The organism is Bacteroides sp. (assembly GCF_030151085.1).
In the GTDB taxonomy this organism is placed as follows: Bacteria; Bacteroidota; Bacteroidia; order Bacteroidales; family Bacteroidaceae; genus Bacteroides.
Map to the genome: position 1 here is coordinate 79,621 of NZ_JASLER010000069.1, position 16,912 is coordinate 96,532.

Annotated in this window: 13 protein-coding genes and 1 pseudogene; 10 read left to right on the forward strand and 4 right to left on the reverse strand. The window is 43.4% G+C overall.

Annotated elements, in window-relative coordinates; all coding sequences use genetic code 11:
* Positions 1 to 12: 12 nt before the first annotated feature.
* Together Q1W14_RS14050 and Q1W14_RS14055 are read left to right on the forward strand one after the other, a co-directional pair.
* Positions 13 to 1,620, forward strand: a complete 1,608-nt coding sequence (locus Q1W14_RS14050; RefSeq protein WP_300702423.1) for a RagB/SusD family nutrient uptake outer membrane protein — start codon at positions 13 to 15, stop codon at positions 1,618 to 1,620.
* 16 nt (positions 1,621 to 1,636) lie between these two features.
* Positions 1,637 to 2,752 carry a SusE domain-containing protein gene (locus Q1W14_RS14055; RefSeq protein WP_300702424.1) on the forward strand — a complete coding sequence of 372 codons (1,116 nt, stop codon included), beginning with the start codon at positions 1,637 to 1,639 and terminating at the stop codon, positions 2,750 to 2,752.
* A gap of 77 nt (positions 2,753 to 2,829) precedes the next feature.
* Here Q1W14_RS14055 and Q1W14_RS14060 read toward each other — a convergent pair whose 3' ends face one another.
* Both Q1W14_RS14060 and Q1W14_RS14065 read right to left on the reverse strand, forming a co-directional pair.
* A complete protein-coding gene (locus Q1W14_RS14060) occupies positions 2,830 to 4,464 on the reverse strand; it encodes a flotillin family protein (RefSeq protein WP_300702425.1) in 1,635 nt (544 codons plus the stop codon).
* A 24-nt stretch (positions 4,465 to 4,488) separates the two neighbouring features.
* Positions 4,489 to 4,986, reverse strand: coding sequence for a hypothetical protein (locus tag Q1W14_RS14065; protein ID WP_300702427.1), 498 nt, complete (start codon positions 4,984 to 4,986; stop codon positions 4,489 to 4,491).
* 469 nt (positions 4,987 to 5,455) lie between these two features.
* Between Q1W14_RS14065 and Q1W14_RS14070 the strand changes: the two genes are divergently transcribed.
* From Q1W14_RS14070 to Q1W14_RS14100, 7 genes and pseudogenes are all read left to right on the forward strand, one after another.
* Positions 5,456 to 5,887 (forward strand): hypothetical protein, encoded by a 432-nt coding sequence (locus Q1W14_RS14070; RefSeq protein WP_300702429.1) that lies wholly within the window; start codon positions 5,456 to 5,458, stop codon positions 5,885 to 5,887.
* A gap of 105 nt (positions 5,888 to 5,992) precedes the next feature.
* Positions 5,993 to 6,433, forward strand: coding sequence for a LapA family protein (locus Q1W14_RS14075; RefSeq protein WP_300702431.1), 441 nt, complete (start codon positions 5,993 to 5,995; stop codon positions 6,431 to 6,433).
* 11 nt (positions 6,434 to 6,444) lie between these two features.
* The gene (locus tag Q1W14_RS14080; protein WP_300702433.1) at positions 6,445 to 7,659 is read left to right on the forward strand and encodes a sodium ion-translocating decarboxylase subunit beta; all 1,215 of its coding nucleotides are present in this window, start codon (positions 6,445 to 6,447) and stop codon (positions 7,657 to 7,659) included.
* Positions 7,660 to 8,267: 608 nt separating this feature from the next.
* On the forward strand, positions 8,268 to 9,419 hold the full coding sequence (locus Q1W14_RS14085; protein ID WP_300702435.1) for a site-2 protease family protein: 1,152 nt from the start codon (positions 8,268 to 8,270) through the stop codon (positions 9,417 to 9,419).
* 2 nt (positions 9,420 to 9,421) lie between these two features.
* Positions 9,422 to 10,204 carry a M15 family metallopeptidase gene (locus Q1W14_RS14090; RefSeq protein ID WP_300702437.1) on the forward strand — a complete coding sequence of 261 codons (783 nt, stop codon included), beginning with the start codon at positions 9,422 to 9,424 and terminating at the stop codon, positions 10,202 to 10,204.
* Between the two features lie 115 nt (positions 10,205 to 10,319).
* Positions 10,320 to 11,122 (forward strand): annotated as a pseudogene (locus tag Q1W14_RS14095) (DUF1016 N-terminal domain-containing protein).
* Positions 11,123 to 11,128: 6 nt separating this feature from the next.
* Positions 11,129 to 12,325, forward strand: coding sequence for an SAM-dependent methyltransferase (locus Q1W14_RS14100; protein WP_300702439.1), 1,197 nt, complete (start codon positions 11,129 to 11,131; stop codon positions 12,323 to 12,325).
* Positions 12,326 to 12,334: 9 nt separating this feature from the next.
* Here Q1W14_RS14100 and Q1W14_RS14105 read toward each other — a convergent pair whose 3' ends face one another.
* Both Q1W14_RS14105 and Q1W14_RS14110 read right to left on the reverse strand, forming a co-directional pair.
* Positions 12,335 to 13,315, reverse strand: a complete 981-nt coding sequence (locus Q1W14_RS14105) for a DUF4407 domain-containing protein (RefSeq protein WP_300702441.1) — start codon at positions 13,313 to 13,315, stop codon at positions 12,335 to 12,337.
* A gap of 5 nt (positions 13,316 to 13,320) precedes the next feature.
* Positions 13,321 to 13,893 carry a hypothetical protein gene (locus Q1W14_RS14110; protein ID WP_300702443.1) on the reverse strand — a complete coding sequence of 191 codons (573 nt, stop codon included), beginning with the start codon at positions 13,891 to 13,893 and terminating at the stop codon, positions 13,321 to 13,323.
* A gap of 239 nt (positions 13,894 to 14,132) precedes the next feature.
* On the opposite strand from Q1W14_RS14110, the gene Q1W14_RS14115 reads away from it, so the two are divergent.
* Positions 14,133 to 16,901, forward strand: coding sequence for a TonB-dependent receptor (locus Q1W14_RS14115; protein WP_300702445.1), 2,769 nt, complete (start codon positions 14,133 to 14,135; stop codon positions 16,899 to 16,901).
* The last annotated feature ends 11 nt before the right edge of the window (positions 16,902 to 16,912 follow it).

Genomic DNA, 16,912 nt, shown 5'->3' on the forward strand with positions numbered 1-16,912 from the left:
AGTCAGTCACACATGAAAACAAGAAAATATATCTATGCAGCTTTGGCAACCTGCCTGTTGTCTTTCTCAAGCTGCGTCAACGATTTGGATGTTTTACCTCTCGACCCGAGTATAGAGACGGCAGATAAAGCATATACCGACGCCGCAAGTTATACGAAAGGACTTCATAAAATCTATTCGGTATGGGCTCTGTCGGGACAAGACGGCAGCAGCAGCTCGGACATCAACGGGCTTGATGCAGGTAATACTGCCTTGCTGCGTTGCTGGTGGACTTTGCAAGAGCAACCCACCGATGAAATGAAGAATGCATGGAACGATGCATGGTGCACAGAGATCAACCATATAGCATGGACTACCAATAAAGTAGAACCCATTGAAGGTGTGTACCAACGCTGTATGTATATCGTAGCTTTGGTCAACGAGTTCCTGAAAAACATACCGAATGCCCCGGTAGAAATCGACAAAGAGAGTTATTCCGCCCAAGCCCGTTTCAACCGTGCTTTTGCTTACTATGTGCTGATGGATATGTTCGCGTTGCCTCCGTTCATTACCGAAGCCAATTACTCTATTGAACCAGCTCCCCTGTCAAGAGAAGAGTTGTTCAACTGGATAGAGAAAGAATTGAACGAACTGAAAAGCAGTCTGCCCGCTCCGCGGACCAAGTATGGCATAGCGGACCAAGCTGTGGCAAATGCTTTGCTGGCACGCATGTATCTCAATGCCGAAGTCTATACAGGCAAAGCCCGCTATACCGACTGTGCAAACGCTTGCAACGAGGTAATCAAAGCCGGCTACCAACTGGCCGAAAACTATGCCGATCTGTTTAAAGCGGACAACGGAGAGAATCAGGACACAAGAAAGGAAATCATCTACCCTATAATCTTCGACGGAGAAACAGTACAATCATGGGGTATGGCCGCCATTATCGTTGGTGCACGAGGAAAAGAAGACAAGGAAGTGTTGCTTGCCCATAGCGGTGTAGACCAAGGTTGGTCTGGTTTCCGTGGAACCAGTAACTTGGTGAAGATGTTCGACTATAAGAACAATGAAGCACCCAAGGCTTCTGAGATTCTGGACAAGCGTGGTATCTTCGAGGATAAAGGACGTTCCATCAACATCACTACGTCTGTAGCAGGTACTTTCGAAACAGAAGGTTGGAGTGTGTACAAGTTCAGCAACTTAGGTAGCGATGGCAAACCGGGCAAGAATACTCTGTGGGTAGATACTGACTTCCCCATGTTCCGTCTGGGTGATATCTATCTGATGTATGCCGAAGCCGTGGCCCGTGGCGGAGAAGGAAGCAAAAGCACTGCCGTAGGATATATCAATGCCTTGCGCAAACGTGCATACGGCAACGACCTCCATCAGGTATCAGAGAGCTGGCTCACCGAGAACAGCTTCCGCAACCTGCTGAATGAACGTGGACGCGAGCTTTATTGGGAAGGTATACGCCGCACGGACTTAGTGCGCTTTGGCCTGCTGATTTCTTCTTCCTATACTTGGGATTTCAAAGGAGGTATCAGCTCCGGCGTAGGCGTAAACAAGCGCTACAACGTATATCCCATTCCCGTGACCGACCTTACGGTAAACGGAAACTTACAACAAAATGAAGGTTATTAATCAAAAGCGAATCACCATGAAATTTATAAAAAGCATATCCGCTTCCATCGTTGCCCTGCTGCTTTGCACGGCTTGCGAAAGCGACCTCGAAAAGACCGTCTATACTGCCGGAGACGCCACCCCGGCAGTCTTATCAGCCTTGAATGACCAGTACGTACTCCAAGCAAAGGATGCAGCCAACGAAGCATTCATCCTGAATTGGAGTAAACCCGAAGCAGGCTATCAGGCAAGTATCATCAATTCTGTAGAAATGGATGTGAAGGGTAAGAGCTTCGCCAATAAGGCAGTGCTGGCTTCGTCTAAAACAGATGTATCATACACCATTACTGTAAGTAATTTGAACAGCAAAATCATCTCTTTACTGAAGAAGTACGAAATGGAGGTAGAACCTGTAGCCATCGAACTGCGCATTTCTTCTTCCATCTCTGCTGCTGCCGATACAATCTACTCTAACGTAATATCAACCACTATCACTCCCTATCAAGGTGAACCGGATTATCCGTCCATCGCCCTACGCGGAGATTACAATGGCTGGGACTTCGCCAAGAGTCAGAAGGTATATTCGGTAGATTCTAACAATAAATACGCCGCCATGGTTTACTTCGATGGTAAGGCAGCTAATGGCTGGAAGTTCTGCGGAGCCAGCGATTGGAGCACCGACAACTGGGGAGCACCCGAAGGTATGACTGTCGAACAGTCTCCTGTTACTCTTGTATCAGGAAACGGTGGAGACATCAAGGCATACGGTAAGAACAGTTATTACTTGGAGTTCAACAACTCCACCGGCGAACTGAAAGTTTCCAAAGCATACACATCATGGGGTATCGTAGGCGATTATAATAGCTGGGGAAACGATGGAAACAAAGATACCGTAATGACTCTGGCTACTGAAACCGACGAAAACAATAAGTTCCAGTATTACCTGAAGGCTACCGTAAATATGGCAGCGGACAGCAAATGGAAAATCCGTCCCGAAGAAAAATGGGAAAATGACATCGCTCCCAGTGCAGTGACTGGAGAATTTGAAGATGCTGGCGACGGTAACTTCAAAGTTTCAACAGCAGGTAGCTATACTATTAAGTGGTACTTCAACAAAGTAACGCCGAAGGTGATTGTTACTAAGAATAATTGAGAGATAGATAACTAACTATTTTATAAAGACAAGGGGATATATCAGTTTTGACATATCCCCTTTTTATTAGCCAATATTTATTTCTTCTTAGGCTCTGGCGTATCTTCCGTCTTTTCTTCCGGATGAATAATATTTTTCACCGTTTCCCCGATAGGCAATTTATCCAAAACTCCAAGACTTGGAGCAACGGTCTTCACCAGTGAACTCAGGAAATTGCTTGTACCACCGTTTCCACCATCGAATACAGTGATATTTCCTAAATTGATATGTTCGAATGCCTTGACTTGTTCGCCGGCAATTTCCTTCCATTGGTCTACCATCTTGTACTGGATAGCGATAGCCGGATTTGATTCAGCAGCTTTCACCATTGCTTCGAAACCCTCAGCCTCAGCAAGCAATGACTTCTTCTTACCTTCAGCCTCAGCTTCCAGTTTCAGGCGGATAGCCTCAGCTTCAGCCTGGGCTTGTGCCAACAAGGCCTTTGCACGCGCTTCCGCTTCACGTGTTACCTTCTCAGCAACCGCATTTGCCTGAAGAATAGCTTCTTGGCGGGCGATCTCTGCCGGCACAATCTTTTCAGCCTTCAAAGATGATTCTACTTTGCGGGCTTTAGCCTCTTCCACCTCTTTCTGCGCAGTCTCACGTGCCGTTTCTACAGAAGCTTCCGAACGGGCGGCAGCCTCTCCTGCCTGCTTGTCCGCATTGGCTTGCGTTACTGCTAGTTCTGCATTAGAAAGTGCAATAGCTTTTTGAGCCTCATTTCGTCCGATAGCTGCTTTTTTGCCTGCTTCGGCCTGCTTAATCTCCATATCGGAGTTCAATTCGGCAATACGGCTCTCCTTTTCGGTATTTGCCTGTTCTATTCGTATATTTTTCTCAGCTTCCGCCTTGGCAACCTGTGATTCTTTCTCTGCATTGGCAATGGCTACCTGTGAAATACGATCCTTATCAGCATTAGCAACCGAAATTTCCTGTTGCTTCTTGGTTTCGGCAATGGCAATATCCTGGTCTTTGCGTGTTTCGGCAACCTTGGTTTCACGTTCCTTTATCTGATTGGCAATCTTGATGGCACCCAATTTCTCTTGTTCCTCAATATTTGCCTGTGCCTCGTTTAGCGCCTTACTTTCAGCTTCCTTACCCAGGTTGACGATGTAGTTGGCAGCATCACGAATGTCACTAATATTAATATTCATCAGATAGAGACCGAACTTACGGAGTTCAGTGTCTATATTGTCTTTCACTTTAGAGAGGAACTTATCACGGTCGGAGTTCAACTCCTCAATCGTCATATCTGCAATAACCAGACGCATCTGACCGTAAACTACATCGGTAATCAAGTTTTGTTTGTCATCTATCGTCAATCCTAGCATACGTTCGGCAGCATTCTGCATAACTTCGGGATCTGTACTGATGGCTACGGTAATAGTCGTCGGAACATCCACACGAATATTCTGTGCAGACAAAGCACCGGTCAGCTTACAGTCTATCTGCATCGGCTTCATCGACAGGAACTCATACCCTTGGACAATGGGCCATACAAAAGCAGCACCACCATGATATAACTTGGCAGATTTCTTATCCCCACCTGTTTTTCCATATACTACCAAAACCTCGTCACTCTTACATTTGCGGTAACGGGAAAGAATACCCACAAAAGTGAGCAGAATAACCGCTATAAGGATGGCGGCCATGATCATCATTTCTTGTGTCATAAATTTGTGTATTTAGTTCTATATTTATTGTATATACAATGTTCCATCGCGGTAAGCCGTGATAATCGTCTTATCTCCGGTCTGATAGGCTTTCTTAGTCTCAGACACGACATCAACTTCGCGCATAGCACCATCTTTCCTGATTTGCACGGTATATTTGCCGTCTCCCTGCCCGAAGTAGATAGTGCAATCACGTCCTACAAGTTGTTCCGACTTTTCAGAACGATTCACTTGCTGTAACTGATAAGCTTTCTTATAAAGAAACCACACGGCAAGCACAAAGAACAGGCCAATCAGAATAGCAATGATATAACTCTGGGGATCAGCGTTTCCAATCAGATGCATATACCACCCAAAGCCGATACCAAAATGGGTAAGACCTTTAAAAGAGACCACACTGCTGAGGTCGGCATCTACGTCCACATCCGCATCAATATCTCCGAAAAAGATAGAAAGGATAAACTGTATCACAAAAATTCCAGTCGTGACCAGTGCAATGATAAGGAAAATATTACTGCTCATAAGCAAATTGAAGTAGTGTCCTTACACTCTATATTAGATATATTAACAAATATAGGCGTTTGAGTAATGCAGACAAAGCAACAAACCCTATTTAACAAATTTTGCCATAGTTTGTATGCTACAGATAACGTCTGATTACTGCACATCACCATTCTTTTTCACTTGCCTAAGAAAAAAGATCATCAATACTAAGGAAACTTTTCTCAATCGTAAGAAAAACTATATACCAGTACTTGAAATTTATATTTCACGGCTGGAAATATAGATTTGCTAGTATAGCAGAAATATTTTGAAAGCGTAAAAGGAAAGTTTCCTTAGCACAAACGAAAAGTATGAGTTCCTTCGATTGACTTATAGAAGCTTCTGAAGGAGTAGCTATAATCTTTTATAAAACTAAGATATAATAATCATTAAATATTAACGAACCTTACAACTTCTTTCAAACTTATGCGTTATCTATGCACCCCCGATGAAACAACTTAAATGTATAATCCTGCTTTTGCTCCTCAGCGTGGGTCTGATTGTCGTCTCCCATGAGGAACAGCCAAATTCTCAAGTAAGTGAGAATCTGACAGGAAATACTATCGAATATGCAATATCAAGTTGTTCACTAAGGGCTTCAACAGAAGAATCTTCTCCTATCTCCAACCACTCATACTCTAATGATGACACCAGTAGTAGTTGGAATCGAAATGCACTGTGCCCCAATAGTGTTTATACGAATAACAATGTCTCATCCAAATTCCTGAAACTCAAATTGTATCTACCGGCAGGCCAACTACAACGCTTTAACTACAGCCAGCTACTTGCCAAACAAAACTTAATACTCTCATACAGTCCCAGTGCTATCCGCTATTCGTATGGATATTACATCTATGCGTTAGCACACATTTTGATTTAGCCGCTACACACTTATTTATTATCTAAATACCTATTGTCAGAGGTATGCTATCGGCAAGTCTTTGACTCGTTTATCGTTTATTACAATCATTTTAAAGCTATTACTATGGGTAATTTATTACTGTCCACACTCGAAATGATGGGACTTACCTTCGCAATCGGCTTCTTCGTGGCATTTGTTATCAAACTGATTGCCATAGCTGCCGATTCGCTCGACTTTTACAGCTCACACCAGAAAGAACTACTACGCTTGCGACGCTTGAAAAAACTACGCCAAAAGGTGGCAGTGCTGATGGGAGAAGACCCTCAAGGGTATGAAGACTATGCCAACGAACAGCGCGGAGACTACAGCCGAGGCATTGATCGGGAATCTGACAACACACGCGGCTATTACCATGGAGTAAGTATCGGAGCATCCAAGAAAACTCTGATAGACCACTACTATCCTGAAGATATACGCACCATGTTCCTGAATAATGCGGAAGAAGTAAAGAGGAACCAAAACAAAGAACGCTCTGAGAAGAAGGGCAAACAAGAAAATAAATAAGAAGAAATAGTATGGAAAATATAGATTTCGCGAGTTTGTTCCAAGGATTCGGAACGATGATGGAGAGTGGCTGGTTACTCGCTTCGGCCCGTATGTTTTTGGTTGCTTTAGGACTGTTGCTGGTGTATTTGGGATGGAAAGGGGTCCTCGAACCTATGGTAATGATTCCCATGGGGCTTGGTATGGTCGCTATCAACTGTGGTACACTTTTAATGCCCGACGGCACACTAGGTAACCTCTTCCTGGATCCAATGCTCGAAGATACTGATGCCCTAATGACGACCATGCAGATAGACTTCCTGCAACCGGTCTATACGTTGACCTTTAGTAACGGACTGATTGCATGTTTTGTGTTTATGGGCATCGGCACGCTGCTTGATGTGGGTTTCTTACTACAAAAACCATTCGCCAGTATCTTCCTGGCATTGTGTGCCGAACTGGGAACTTTTGTAACTGTTCCTATTGCTGCCGCCTTAGGACTAACTCTAAAAGAAAGTGCTTCTGTTGCAATGGTAGGTGGTGCCGATGGTCCAATGGTGCTTTTCACTTCACTGGCTTTGGCAAAACACTTGTTTGTACCTATCACGGTGGTGGCTTATCTGTATTTGGGATTAACGTATGGCGGTTATCCTTATTTGGTAAAGTTGATGGTTCCTAAACGCCTGCGTGCCATCAAGATGACAACCAAGAAAGCACCAAAGAATTACGATGCAAAAGTAAAATTAGCTTTTTCAGCTATCTTATGTGCCGTATTATGTTTTCTGTTCCCAGTGGCTTCGCCGTTATTCTTCTCATTGTTCCTAGGTGTAGCTGTTCGCGAATCGGGCATGAAACATATCTATGATTTCGTTAGTGGACCGCTATTATATGGTTCTACATTTATGCTCGGCCTGTTGCTGGGTGTACTTTGTGATGCACATCTATTGCTCGATCCTAAGATTCTGAAATTGTTGTTATTGGGTATGACTGCATTGTTATTCTCAGGTATCGGTGGTATACTCGGGGGGTATATTATGTATTTCATCAAAAAAGGTAATTACAACCCAGTGATCGGTATTGCGGCAGTAAGTTGCGTACCTACTACAGCGAAGGTGGCACAGAAGATTGTGAGCAAGGACAATCCGAACTCTTTCATTCTAGGGGATGCTTTGGGTGCTAATATATCGGGAGTAATCACCTCGGCTATTATTACGGGTATTTACATTACGATTATACCATACTTATAACTTTGGGGTGAGGCTTTATTCCTTTCTTTCCCGCTATGAATTAATTCTGAAAGGAACACAAGTTACGCAAATTACACAGATATTGCCTTTCCGTGTATGCTATTACACACGGCGCAGCTATTTATTTGTGTAATTCGTGTAATTTGTGTTCCTTCCCATTTATTGGAACTATTAGTTTTGTTTGTTGAAACCGGGAGTTTTATTCATTGGAACTAAAGGTTTAGATTATTGAAACTTTTAGTTTATGCTGTTAAAACTTTTGGTTTTGATTGCTGAAACTTTTGGTTTTTACCATTAAAACTAAAAGTTTCATGCTTAGAACTAATAAGATAACTCAATATTAAAGGAATAAAACACAAATACAGTCCGCTTCTTGTCTTGGGGGGGTGCATCCGTGATAGATGGTTGTGAAAAAATTGATCTATCACACCTATCTATCACGCTTTAATATATTTATATTCAACCAAATACACCTCATATCGTGATAGCATGACAGATGTTTTTCGTTTATAAAAGTTCTGAGGTTAGCTTTGTGTTTAATACTTCTCACTTGTTTTTTTTATATTCGGTTTATATTATCTTTGCCCCGAACAATAAAAGCAAATGAAATGAAGCGATTAATAAAACTCATTTTAGGTATAATGATAGGATTTAGTCTTGGATTTGCAGGAGTAATAGCAGGAATCACTCTATTCTCAGATGCTTCATTCCCCGAAATTCTTAAAAAGACTGTTTCTATTGATATTCTCACCATGCTTGGCATTATACTGACGTCTTTTGCATCTTTCTTTATTGCACTCTTTTTACAGATTATCTTGCACGAAGGCGGACATTTGGTGTGCGGACTGGCAACGGGCTACACCTTTGTTTCCTTCCGTATCGGCAACCTTACATTGATACGGAAAGACGGCAAATTCCTTTTCAAACGTTTCAGTATTGCGGGTACAGGAGGTCAATGCCTGCTTGCTCCGCCTCATAAGCCTTTGAATGAAATTCCCACTGCATGGTATAATATGGGCGGAGTACTTTTCAATTTTCTTAGTGCTACTATTGCATTGATTCCCATTTTCTGTATCAGCGGAATGCCTTCTTATGTAGTAACTTTCCTCGTGATATTTAGCCTTGCAGGTTACTTTCTTGCTTTAATGAACGGCATACCCCTAAAAATAGGAGGCATAGGAAATGATGCGGACAACATGCGCCTACTCCTCAAGAATACTGAAAGCAAGCAAGCTTTAATGACTCAATTGCAGGTAAACGCTTTGCTTCAAGAAGGTGTCAGACTGAAAGACATGCCTGCCGAATGGTTTCAGGAAGAAGAAAACACGAACTACAAGGATGCTTTGCAAGTTTCCATCCGCTTAATGACAGCTTCAAGGTATGAAGATATGGGTGACATGAACAAAGCATATATTCTCTTTAACGATTGCATGCAACATAAAGATGAATTAATAGGCCTGTTCGTCAAAGAAGTTAGTTGCGAGTTACTTTTGATTGCATTAATGAAAGGATATACCGAACAAGTGAATATATTATATACAGAAGATATAAAAGCATACATCAACCAGTATAAGAAGGTGATGTCCGGCAAACAAGTCCTGCTCTGTGCCCTTGCACTCTATAAAGAGGATGATAAAGCGAAAGCCAAAGAAATTTATGAAACCCTCTGCCGACAGAGTGACAAATATCTGATGCAAGGAGAAGTACAAATGAGTATTGCCTTCATGCAATCCATGCTAACTGCCGAAAATGTTCTGTAATCATGAAATGGATTCTATTCATTTACGTTCTGTTTATCTTGAGTGGTTGTCGGCAACAATCTTCTTCCCGATCTGAATCAGGAAAAGATAGCCTGACGAAGATTCAGATTGAGAAAATTGATCGGAACGATGAGGAAAATACACCTTCTGTTAGCACCTCCAACCCCATTTCAACGAAGAGCAAGACAGCCCTCTATCTGGATTCTTTGGGCTTTATCAATATTGCCGAAGCTGATAGCAGCATCGTCATAGAATTAATGTATACGCGTGCAGACAATTTCACGGGAGAAGTTCTTTATGAAGATCTTCACGAAGCCTATCTACATCCCGATGCTATGGAAAGCTTATCTAAAGCACAATACCTTCTGAAAGAGCTACATCCGGATTACAGCCTCATCGTATATGATGCCGCACGCCCTATGTCCGTACAACAAAAGATGTGGGATGTGGTGAAAGGGACTTCGAAACAAATCTACGTTTCCAATCCTGCTCGTGGTGGTGGTTTGCACAACTATGGGTTAGCAGTAGACATTAGCATCCTAGATGAACAAGGCTCACCTCTATCCATGGGAACCCCGGTAGACTATTTAGGAAAGGAAGCTCATATCACAGAAGAAGCCCAATTAGTAAAGAGCGGAAAAATCACTGAACAGGAACACGCAAACCGCCTGTTACTACGCCGGGTCATGAAAGATGCCGGATTCAGAGCACTACCCAGCGAATGGTGGCACTTCAACCGCTATAACAGGCAGACGGCAAAGGAAAGATATCAAGTAATCCCTTAGAAATGGAGATGGATTTATATCGGTCTGATTACAGAAAAAGATTCTTTTTTAATACCTTTGTAGAGTCCTTCAAAAATGCTTGTAATCAATGACTGACAATAATCGTGTAAATCCTATGGAAGATAGGCTATTCATTCAAGAGATAAAACTACTCATTACTCAAGCTCGTGAGAAAGCTTATGCAGCAATCAACTCTGCTATGGTGGAGGTTTATTGGCAAATGGGAAAACGAATTGTAGAAGAGGAACAACAAGGGAAAGAACGTGCCGATTATGGAACGCAATTGCTTAAGGAATTATCAAAAGAGTTGACCAAAGAGTTTGGTAAAGGGTTTTCAACCGGCTCATTATACTACTACAGACAGTTTTATCTCACATTTCCTGAAATATTCGCTACACCGTGGCGAATATTGTCATGGTCGCATTATAAAAGACTAATGCAAGTTTCCAATCAAGAAGCTCGCAATTGGTACTTAAAAGAAGCCCAAGAACAAATGTGGAGCTACCGCACGCTCGACCGAAATATAGGTTCTCAGTATTACGAGTGCTTACTGCTCTCTCAGAAGAAGGATAAAGTAGAAGCTGAGATGAAAGCGCTCACCTCTTCTTATCAACAAGATAAGTTGGAATTTATAAAGAATCCTACAGTCGCAGAGTTCATTGGGCTATCTCCCAATAGTGACTTCTCCGATTCCAATCTAGAAAGTGCCATCATTGCCAACCTACAGAAGTTCTTACTCGAACTTGACAAAGTGAAACAGATGATGACATTGCACGGTACTCTGTTCTTCACGATAATGCACAACTCAATGCTTCTAAATACATGCTCTACATGCCAACCGAAGAAGAGTTGCGCAACGAAATCGAACGCCAAAAACATTTCTTCAAGTTGCAACACAATCAACCAGCTTTAGATTAATCTCCTATGACTCTGAACGAAGACACCCTTCTTTTTATCCGTGAGCATCGCCAAGATGACGTACGTAATCTTGCTTTGCAAGCACGCAAATATCCGACAGTGGATATGCCCGCAGCCATCACACAAATAGCAGGCTGGCAAGTTGCTAAGGAGAAAGTTCCCTCGTGGGCAGCCAAAGAAGAACTTTTATACCCGGTTCACCTCTCTTTGGAGCAATGCTCTTCGGAGATAACGGCACGATACAAAGCCGAAATCATAACCAAAGCAGGAAGTCACCACAATTTCACCGACCTTACCGGAGGTTTCGGCATAGACTGTGCCTTTCTTTCTTCCTGCTTTCAGCAAGCCACATACGTAGAGCGTCAGGAAGCCCTTTGCGAAATAGCGACACATAACTTTCCACTTTTAGGGTTACAACATATCTCCGTTTACCATGAAGACAGTGTACTGCATCTACAGAAAATGCAACCCGTAGACTGGATATTCATCGACCCCGCCCGCAGGGATGGACATGGAGGGAAGACCGTAGCCATCAGTGATTGCGAACCGGATGTTTACGCTTTAGAAGAACTCCTGCTCCAAAAAGCAAAGCATGTCTTGATAAAACTATCTCCCATGCTCGACCTCACCCTGGCCGTGAATGATTTGAAACATGTACAAGAGGCACATATCATTTCGGTAAACAATGAATGCAAGGAATTGCTACTCGTATTAGGACAAGATACATGTATTTCTACAGAAAACATTCCCATTCATTGCATCAACCTCACCCACTCGCAAGGGCAACAATCCCTCACCTTTACACGGCAACAAGAAAAAGATTGCGCATGCACCTATACCCCCGTATTAAAAGCCTATCTTTACGAACCGAACGCCTCCATCCTTAAAGCCGGTGCTTTCCGCAGCCTTTCTTCTATATATAAGGTAGAAAAACTGCACCCTAACAGCCACCTCTATACTTCCGATGAATACATTGCCGACTTCCCCGGACGGAAATTCCAGATAGCCGGCAGCTGTAGTTTCAACAAGAAAGAAGTAAAAGAGATGCTGGGAGCAGAGAAGAAAGCAAACCTTACCGTACGCAACTTCCCCTCTACTGTGGCCGAGTTGCGCAAACGGTTAAAGTTGGCAGAAGGTGGTGACACCTATCTGTTCGCTACCACCTTGGCGGATGAAAAGAAGGTACTGATATGTTGCAAATAACGAACCTTACTAATTATTCAGCAACCGCTTTTCCGTCTCCGACAATGTACGTTTCTTGATATTCAGTTGATGCTCCACAATCAACTCATAATCGCAACGCGTATCGCCACCCTTGCTGGTCACAACAAGCAATTCGAGAAACATCAGGAACATAAACAAGAACATATAGAATCCAAAAGCAATGGGATTTTCGAACAGAATCGAGAAGAGTGCCTGTAACTCTTCCAAGAATCCCACATGCGCCATCTCGTACTCTTTGCGGACATCATCGGCTACAGAAATCTTCTTCTCCTGATAGCTATTGAGTTGTTCCTGATAGTTCTTCAAAGCCAGTTCGTTGGACTTTACTTGTCCGTTTATAGGATTCTCGACACTCCGCTTATTGATGTTTGTTATCTTTTCTTCGATGGGTTTGCCTTCATTGGAAGTACCGACCTGCTTAGTCGTGGTACTTACATCAGTGGTAGTTATCACCGGATTCTTTGACAGTTTCTCATAAAGCGCAATATTTTCCTGCCCGATAGAATCTATCAAGTGGGTCACCCTACGGATGTCAGTATCCAGATAGGAGATGCGCCGGGGTATCTCCTTATTAATCTGTTCGGTGCGAATCTCTTTCATCTTCACCGTCACATCATTGTTGAAGATAATCTGATCGAACACAGTGGAGCCGAGGACAGCCATCAAAACGGCCAACACAAATCGAAAGAAGCCCGTTGCCCCCAACCTTCCAATGTGCAGAATAATGAAACGCTCCACACAAAGAATGATAAGCATAAAACCAAAGGAGACCATGATTTTACCGAAAACACTTTCCACCTCAATATACCTCTCGGCAAAGCAATATCCGATAGTTCCCCATATAATCATCAAAATTATAATGGCAGACATATACCTGCGCAAAGCCCTGTAACTGGATTCGCCACATTCTTTCAGTATATCGGGATTCCACCCGATAATGAAACATCCTATTTTAGATAATATTCCCATAGCTATTAGATATTTCCGTTACGTAACAATAAGTCGGACTTAGCAGCAAGCCCCTTCAAGAAACCACGCTCATAGGATTTTATCATACTCATCATCTTCTGCTCTTCATTATCAAGGGCAACTTCCATCTCACCCATAATGGAAAGATGCTCCAGCAGGGTATCTTTGCGTGCTTGTAGAGTAGATGCAGTATTAGCCATGCCTTGCTGCTCCATAATCGTGATTTGAACTTCAATGTTACGAAGATCGCTCTTATACCGAAGTCCCACTTGCTCGAAGAGTCTCTTCAATCCATGTTTAATCATTGTCTTCTTGGATTCCTTATAAGAATCATCCGGATTGCACATGGCATCTTGGTAGCCTTCATTCTCATAATCGCGTTCGATAAATGCATAAATAATATCAATAGGCATTTGCGTGCCATACTGTATTTTGACCACATTATTATCTTTAGTGATAGATTCCGTTTCTTCGACGGTTTCACTCCTCTTCACTTCCTGAAGCTTATTGATTTCACTCTCGGCAACCACCACCGGTTGCCCCTCCTTTTTCTCGAAGATCTTAGAAAATAGTCCCATATTACTTAACTTTTTAAATTGATATATCACGTTTATTCAAGATTACAGGCACAGTTTATTATGAGACGTAATTATGCCTGAATGGTTACAATAACAAAGGACAAAAATGCATAATGCAATCCTATTGGATTCGTAACCGAATTGTAGCACAATTGTTACCCATTCTTCAACTCACCGTAAAATACACGTAACGACAACTCTCTACTTTTGCGCCAGATTATTAACACATCCTAACAAGTATGAAACAGATTTTGAGAGCATTCTTATTATTGCTTCTTTTCACCACCGCCGGCAACAACATCATGGCGGACGAAAAAGCAAATGTCGTTAAACAAGGAACCATACGCGGTCGCGTCATCGACGCCACCAAACAAACACTCCCGGGAGCTTCTATCTACATCGAAAAACTACACACTGGTGTGACGAGCGACGTCAACGGCTTCTACACATTCTCCAACCTTGACCCGGGAACTTATACAGTAAAGGTGAGCTACGTGGGATACTCGCCTATAGAACTGAACATCACCATCCCCGCCGGACACACTTTAGAGAAGGATGTAGTTATGAGCGAAGGCGTAGAACTGCAAGAGGTGGTAGTAGGCGGTGCTTTCCAAGGTCAACGCCGGGCCATCAACTCGCAAAAGAATAACCTGGGAATTACAAACATCGTTTCCGCCGACCAAGTTGGCAAGTTCCCGGACTCTAATATCGGTGATGCCTTAAAGCGCATCTCCGGCATTAACGTACAATACGACCAGGGCGAAGCGCGCTTCGGTCAGGTACGTGGAACGAGTGCCGATCTTAGTTCCGTTACCATCAACGGTAACCGCGTCCCTTCTGCCGAAGGCGACACACGAAATGTGCAGCTCGACTTGATTCCTGCCGATATGATCCAGACTATCGAAGTCAACAAAGTAGTCACTTCGGATATGGATGCCGATGCCATCGGTGGTAGTATCAACCTGATTACGAAGAACTCTCCCTATAAACGTACCTTTGCCGCCACCGCCGGAACCGGTTACAACTGGATCAGCGAGAAAGCGCAACTGAATCTGGGTTTGACCTACGGCGACCGCTTCTTCAACGATAAACTAGGTCTGATCGTTTCGGCTTCTTATCAGAATTCCCCTTCGGGTTCATACGACACCGAGTTTGTGTGGGAACAAGATGACAAAGGAAAAGTGTATGTCAATGACTACCAGATTCGCCAATACTACGTTACTCGTGAGCGCCAAAGCTATTCAGCCGCACTGGACTGGGATATTAACGCCAACCACAAACTTACTTTCAAAGGTATCTTCAACAACCGCAACGACTGGGAAAATCGTTACCGTACTACTTTGAAAGACCTGGATGCCGACGGCAATGCCACCGTACGTGTACAAACCAAAGCCGGTACACCAGACAACCGCAATGCCCGCTTGGAACGCCAGCGCACCATGGACTTTGCCTTAGGTGGCGAACATCTCTTCGGAGCACTTTCCATGGATTGGCACGCCAGCTATGCCAAAGCCAGCGAAGAGCGTCCCAACGAACGCTACATCGACTTCCAGCTCAAAAAGCAGAAGTTCAACATCGACCTGAGCGATGAACGCCAGCCATACGCCAGTCCGAAAGAAGGTTACACCATGACCCTGAACGATGACTTCGGACTGAAAGAATTGACCGAACAACAAGAAAACATCAAAGAACAAGACTTGAAATTCGCCGCCAACTTCAAGCTGCCCTTCAAGAATGGAAACAAAATGAAATTCGGTACAAAGATTGTACGCAAAACAAAAGACAAAGAAGTGGACTTCTACCAATACAGCCCGCTGGACGAAGATGCCTTCATGGTAAATACCCTGAAGAATACGGCAGACCAAACCAACAAGAACTTTATGCCCAGCAATAAGTATCAAGCAGGGATATATGCCAGTAAAGAATATACAGGTTCACTGGACCTGAACAACTCTTCACTTTTCGAGAAAGAACAAGTACAGGAAGAATTGGCAGGCAATTTCGAAGCCCGCGAAACAGTTAGTTCAGGCTACATCCGTTTTGACCAGAACCTAACCAAGAACGTAGAGTTAATGTCAGGACTGCGCATTGAAAACACCAGTCTGGCATACACCGGTCGCAGCTACGATGCCGATGAAGATATGACCACTAAAACAGAACGGCAGACAAACAATTATATTAACTTCCTGCCTTCATTGCTTGTCAAATGGAATGTAAATGATGATCTCAAAGTACGTGGATCGTTTACCCAGACTTTGTCCCGCCCTAAATACTCGGCACTTGTACCCAGTGTTAACATCAAGCGTTCGGACAATGAAATTACCATCGGAAACCCCGAACTGAAGCCAACCCTCTCTTACAACTTCGACCTGAGTGCCGATTATTACTTCCGTAGCATCGGTCTGGTAAGCGTAGGTGTTTTCTACAAGAAGATTGACGATTTCATCGTGAACCAGATAAGTACCAACTACGAGTATCAAGGCAATACATACACCAAGTTTACCCAGCCCAAGAATGCAGGAAATGCCAACCTGATAGGAGTGGAGCTTGCTTTTCAACGTGATTTCAGTTTCATTGCCCCCGCACTCAAATGCGTCGGTTTCTACGGAACCTATACTTATACACACAGTCGCATAGAAGATTTCAACTTCGAAGGCCGTGAGGACGAAAAAGGGCTCAGCCTGCCCGGCTCGCCTGAACATACCGCTAATGCTTCACTCTATTTTGAAAAAGGTGGTTTGAACCTGCGTCTGAGCTACAACTTCGCTTCCGACTTTATCGACGAAATGGGTCAAAGCAGCTTCTACGACCGTTACTATGATAAGGTAAACTATATGGATGCCAACGCCAGCTACACCTTCGGAAAGAAAATCAAAACCACCTTTTATGCCGAAGCCAACAACTTGCTGAACCAGCCGTTACGTTACTATCAAGGTACAAAAGACCGCACCATGCAAGCCGAGTACTACGGAATAAAAGTGAATGCAGGGGTGAAGATTAACTTTTAGAAATTCTCTTA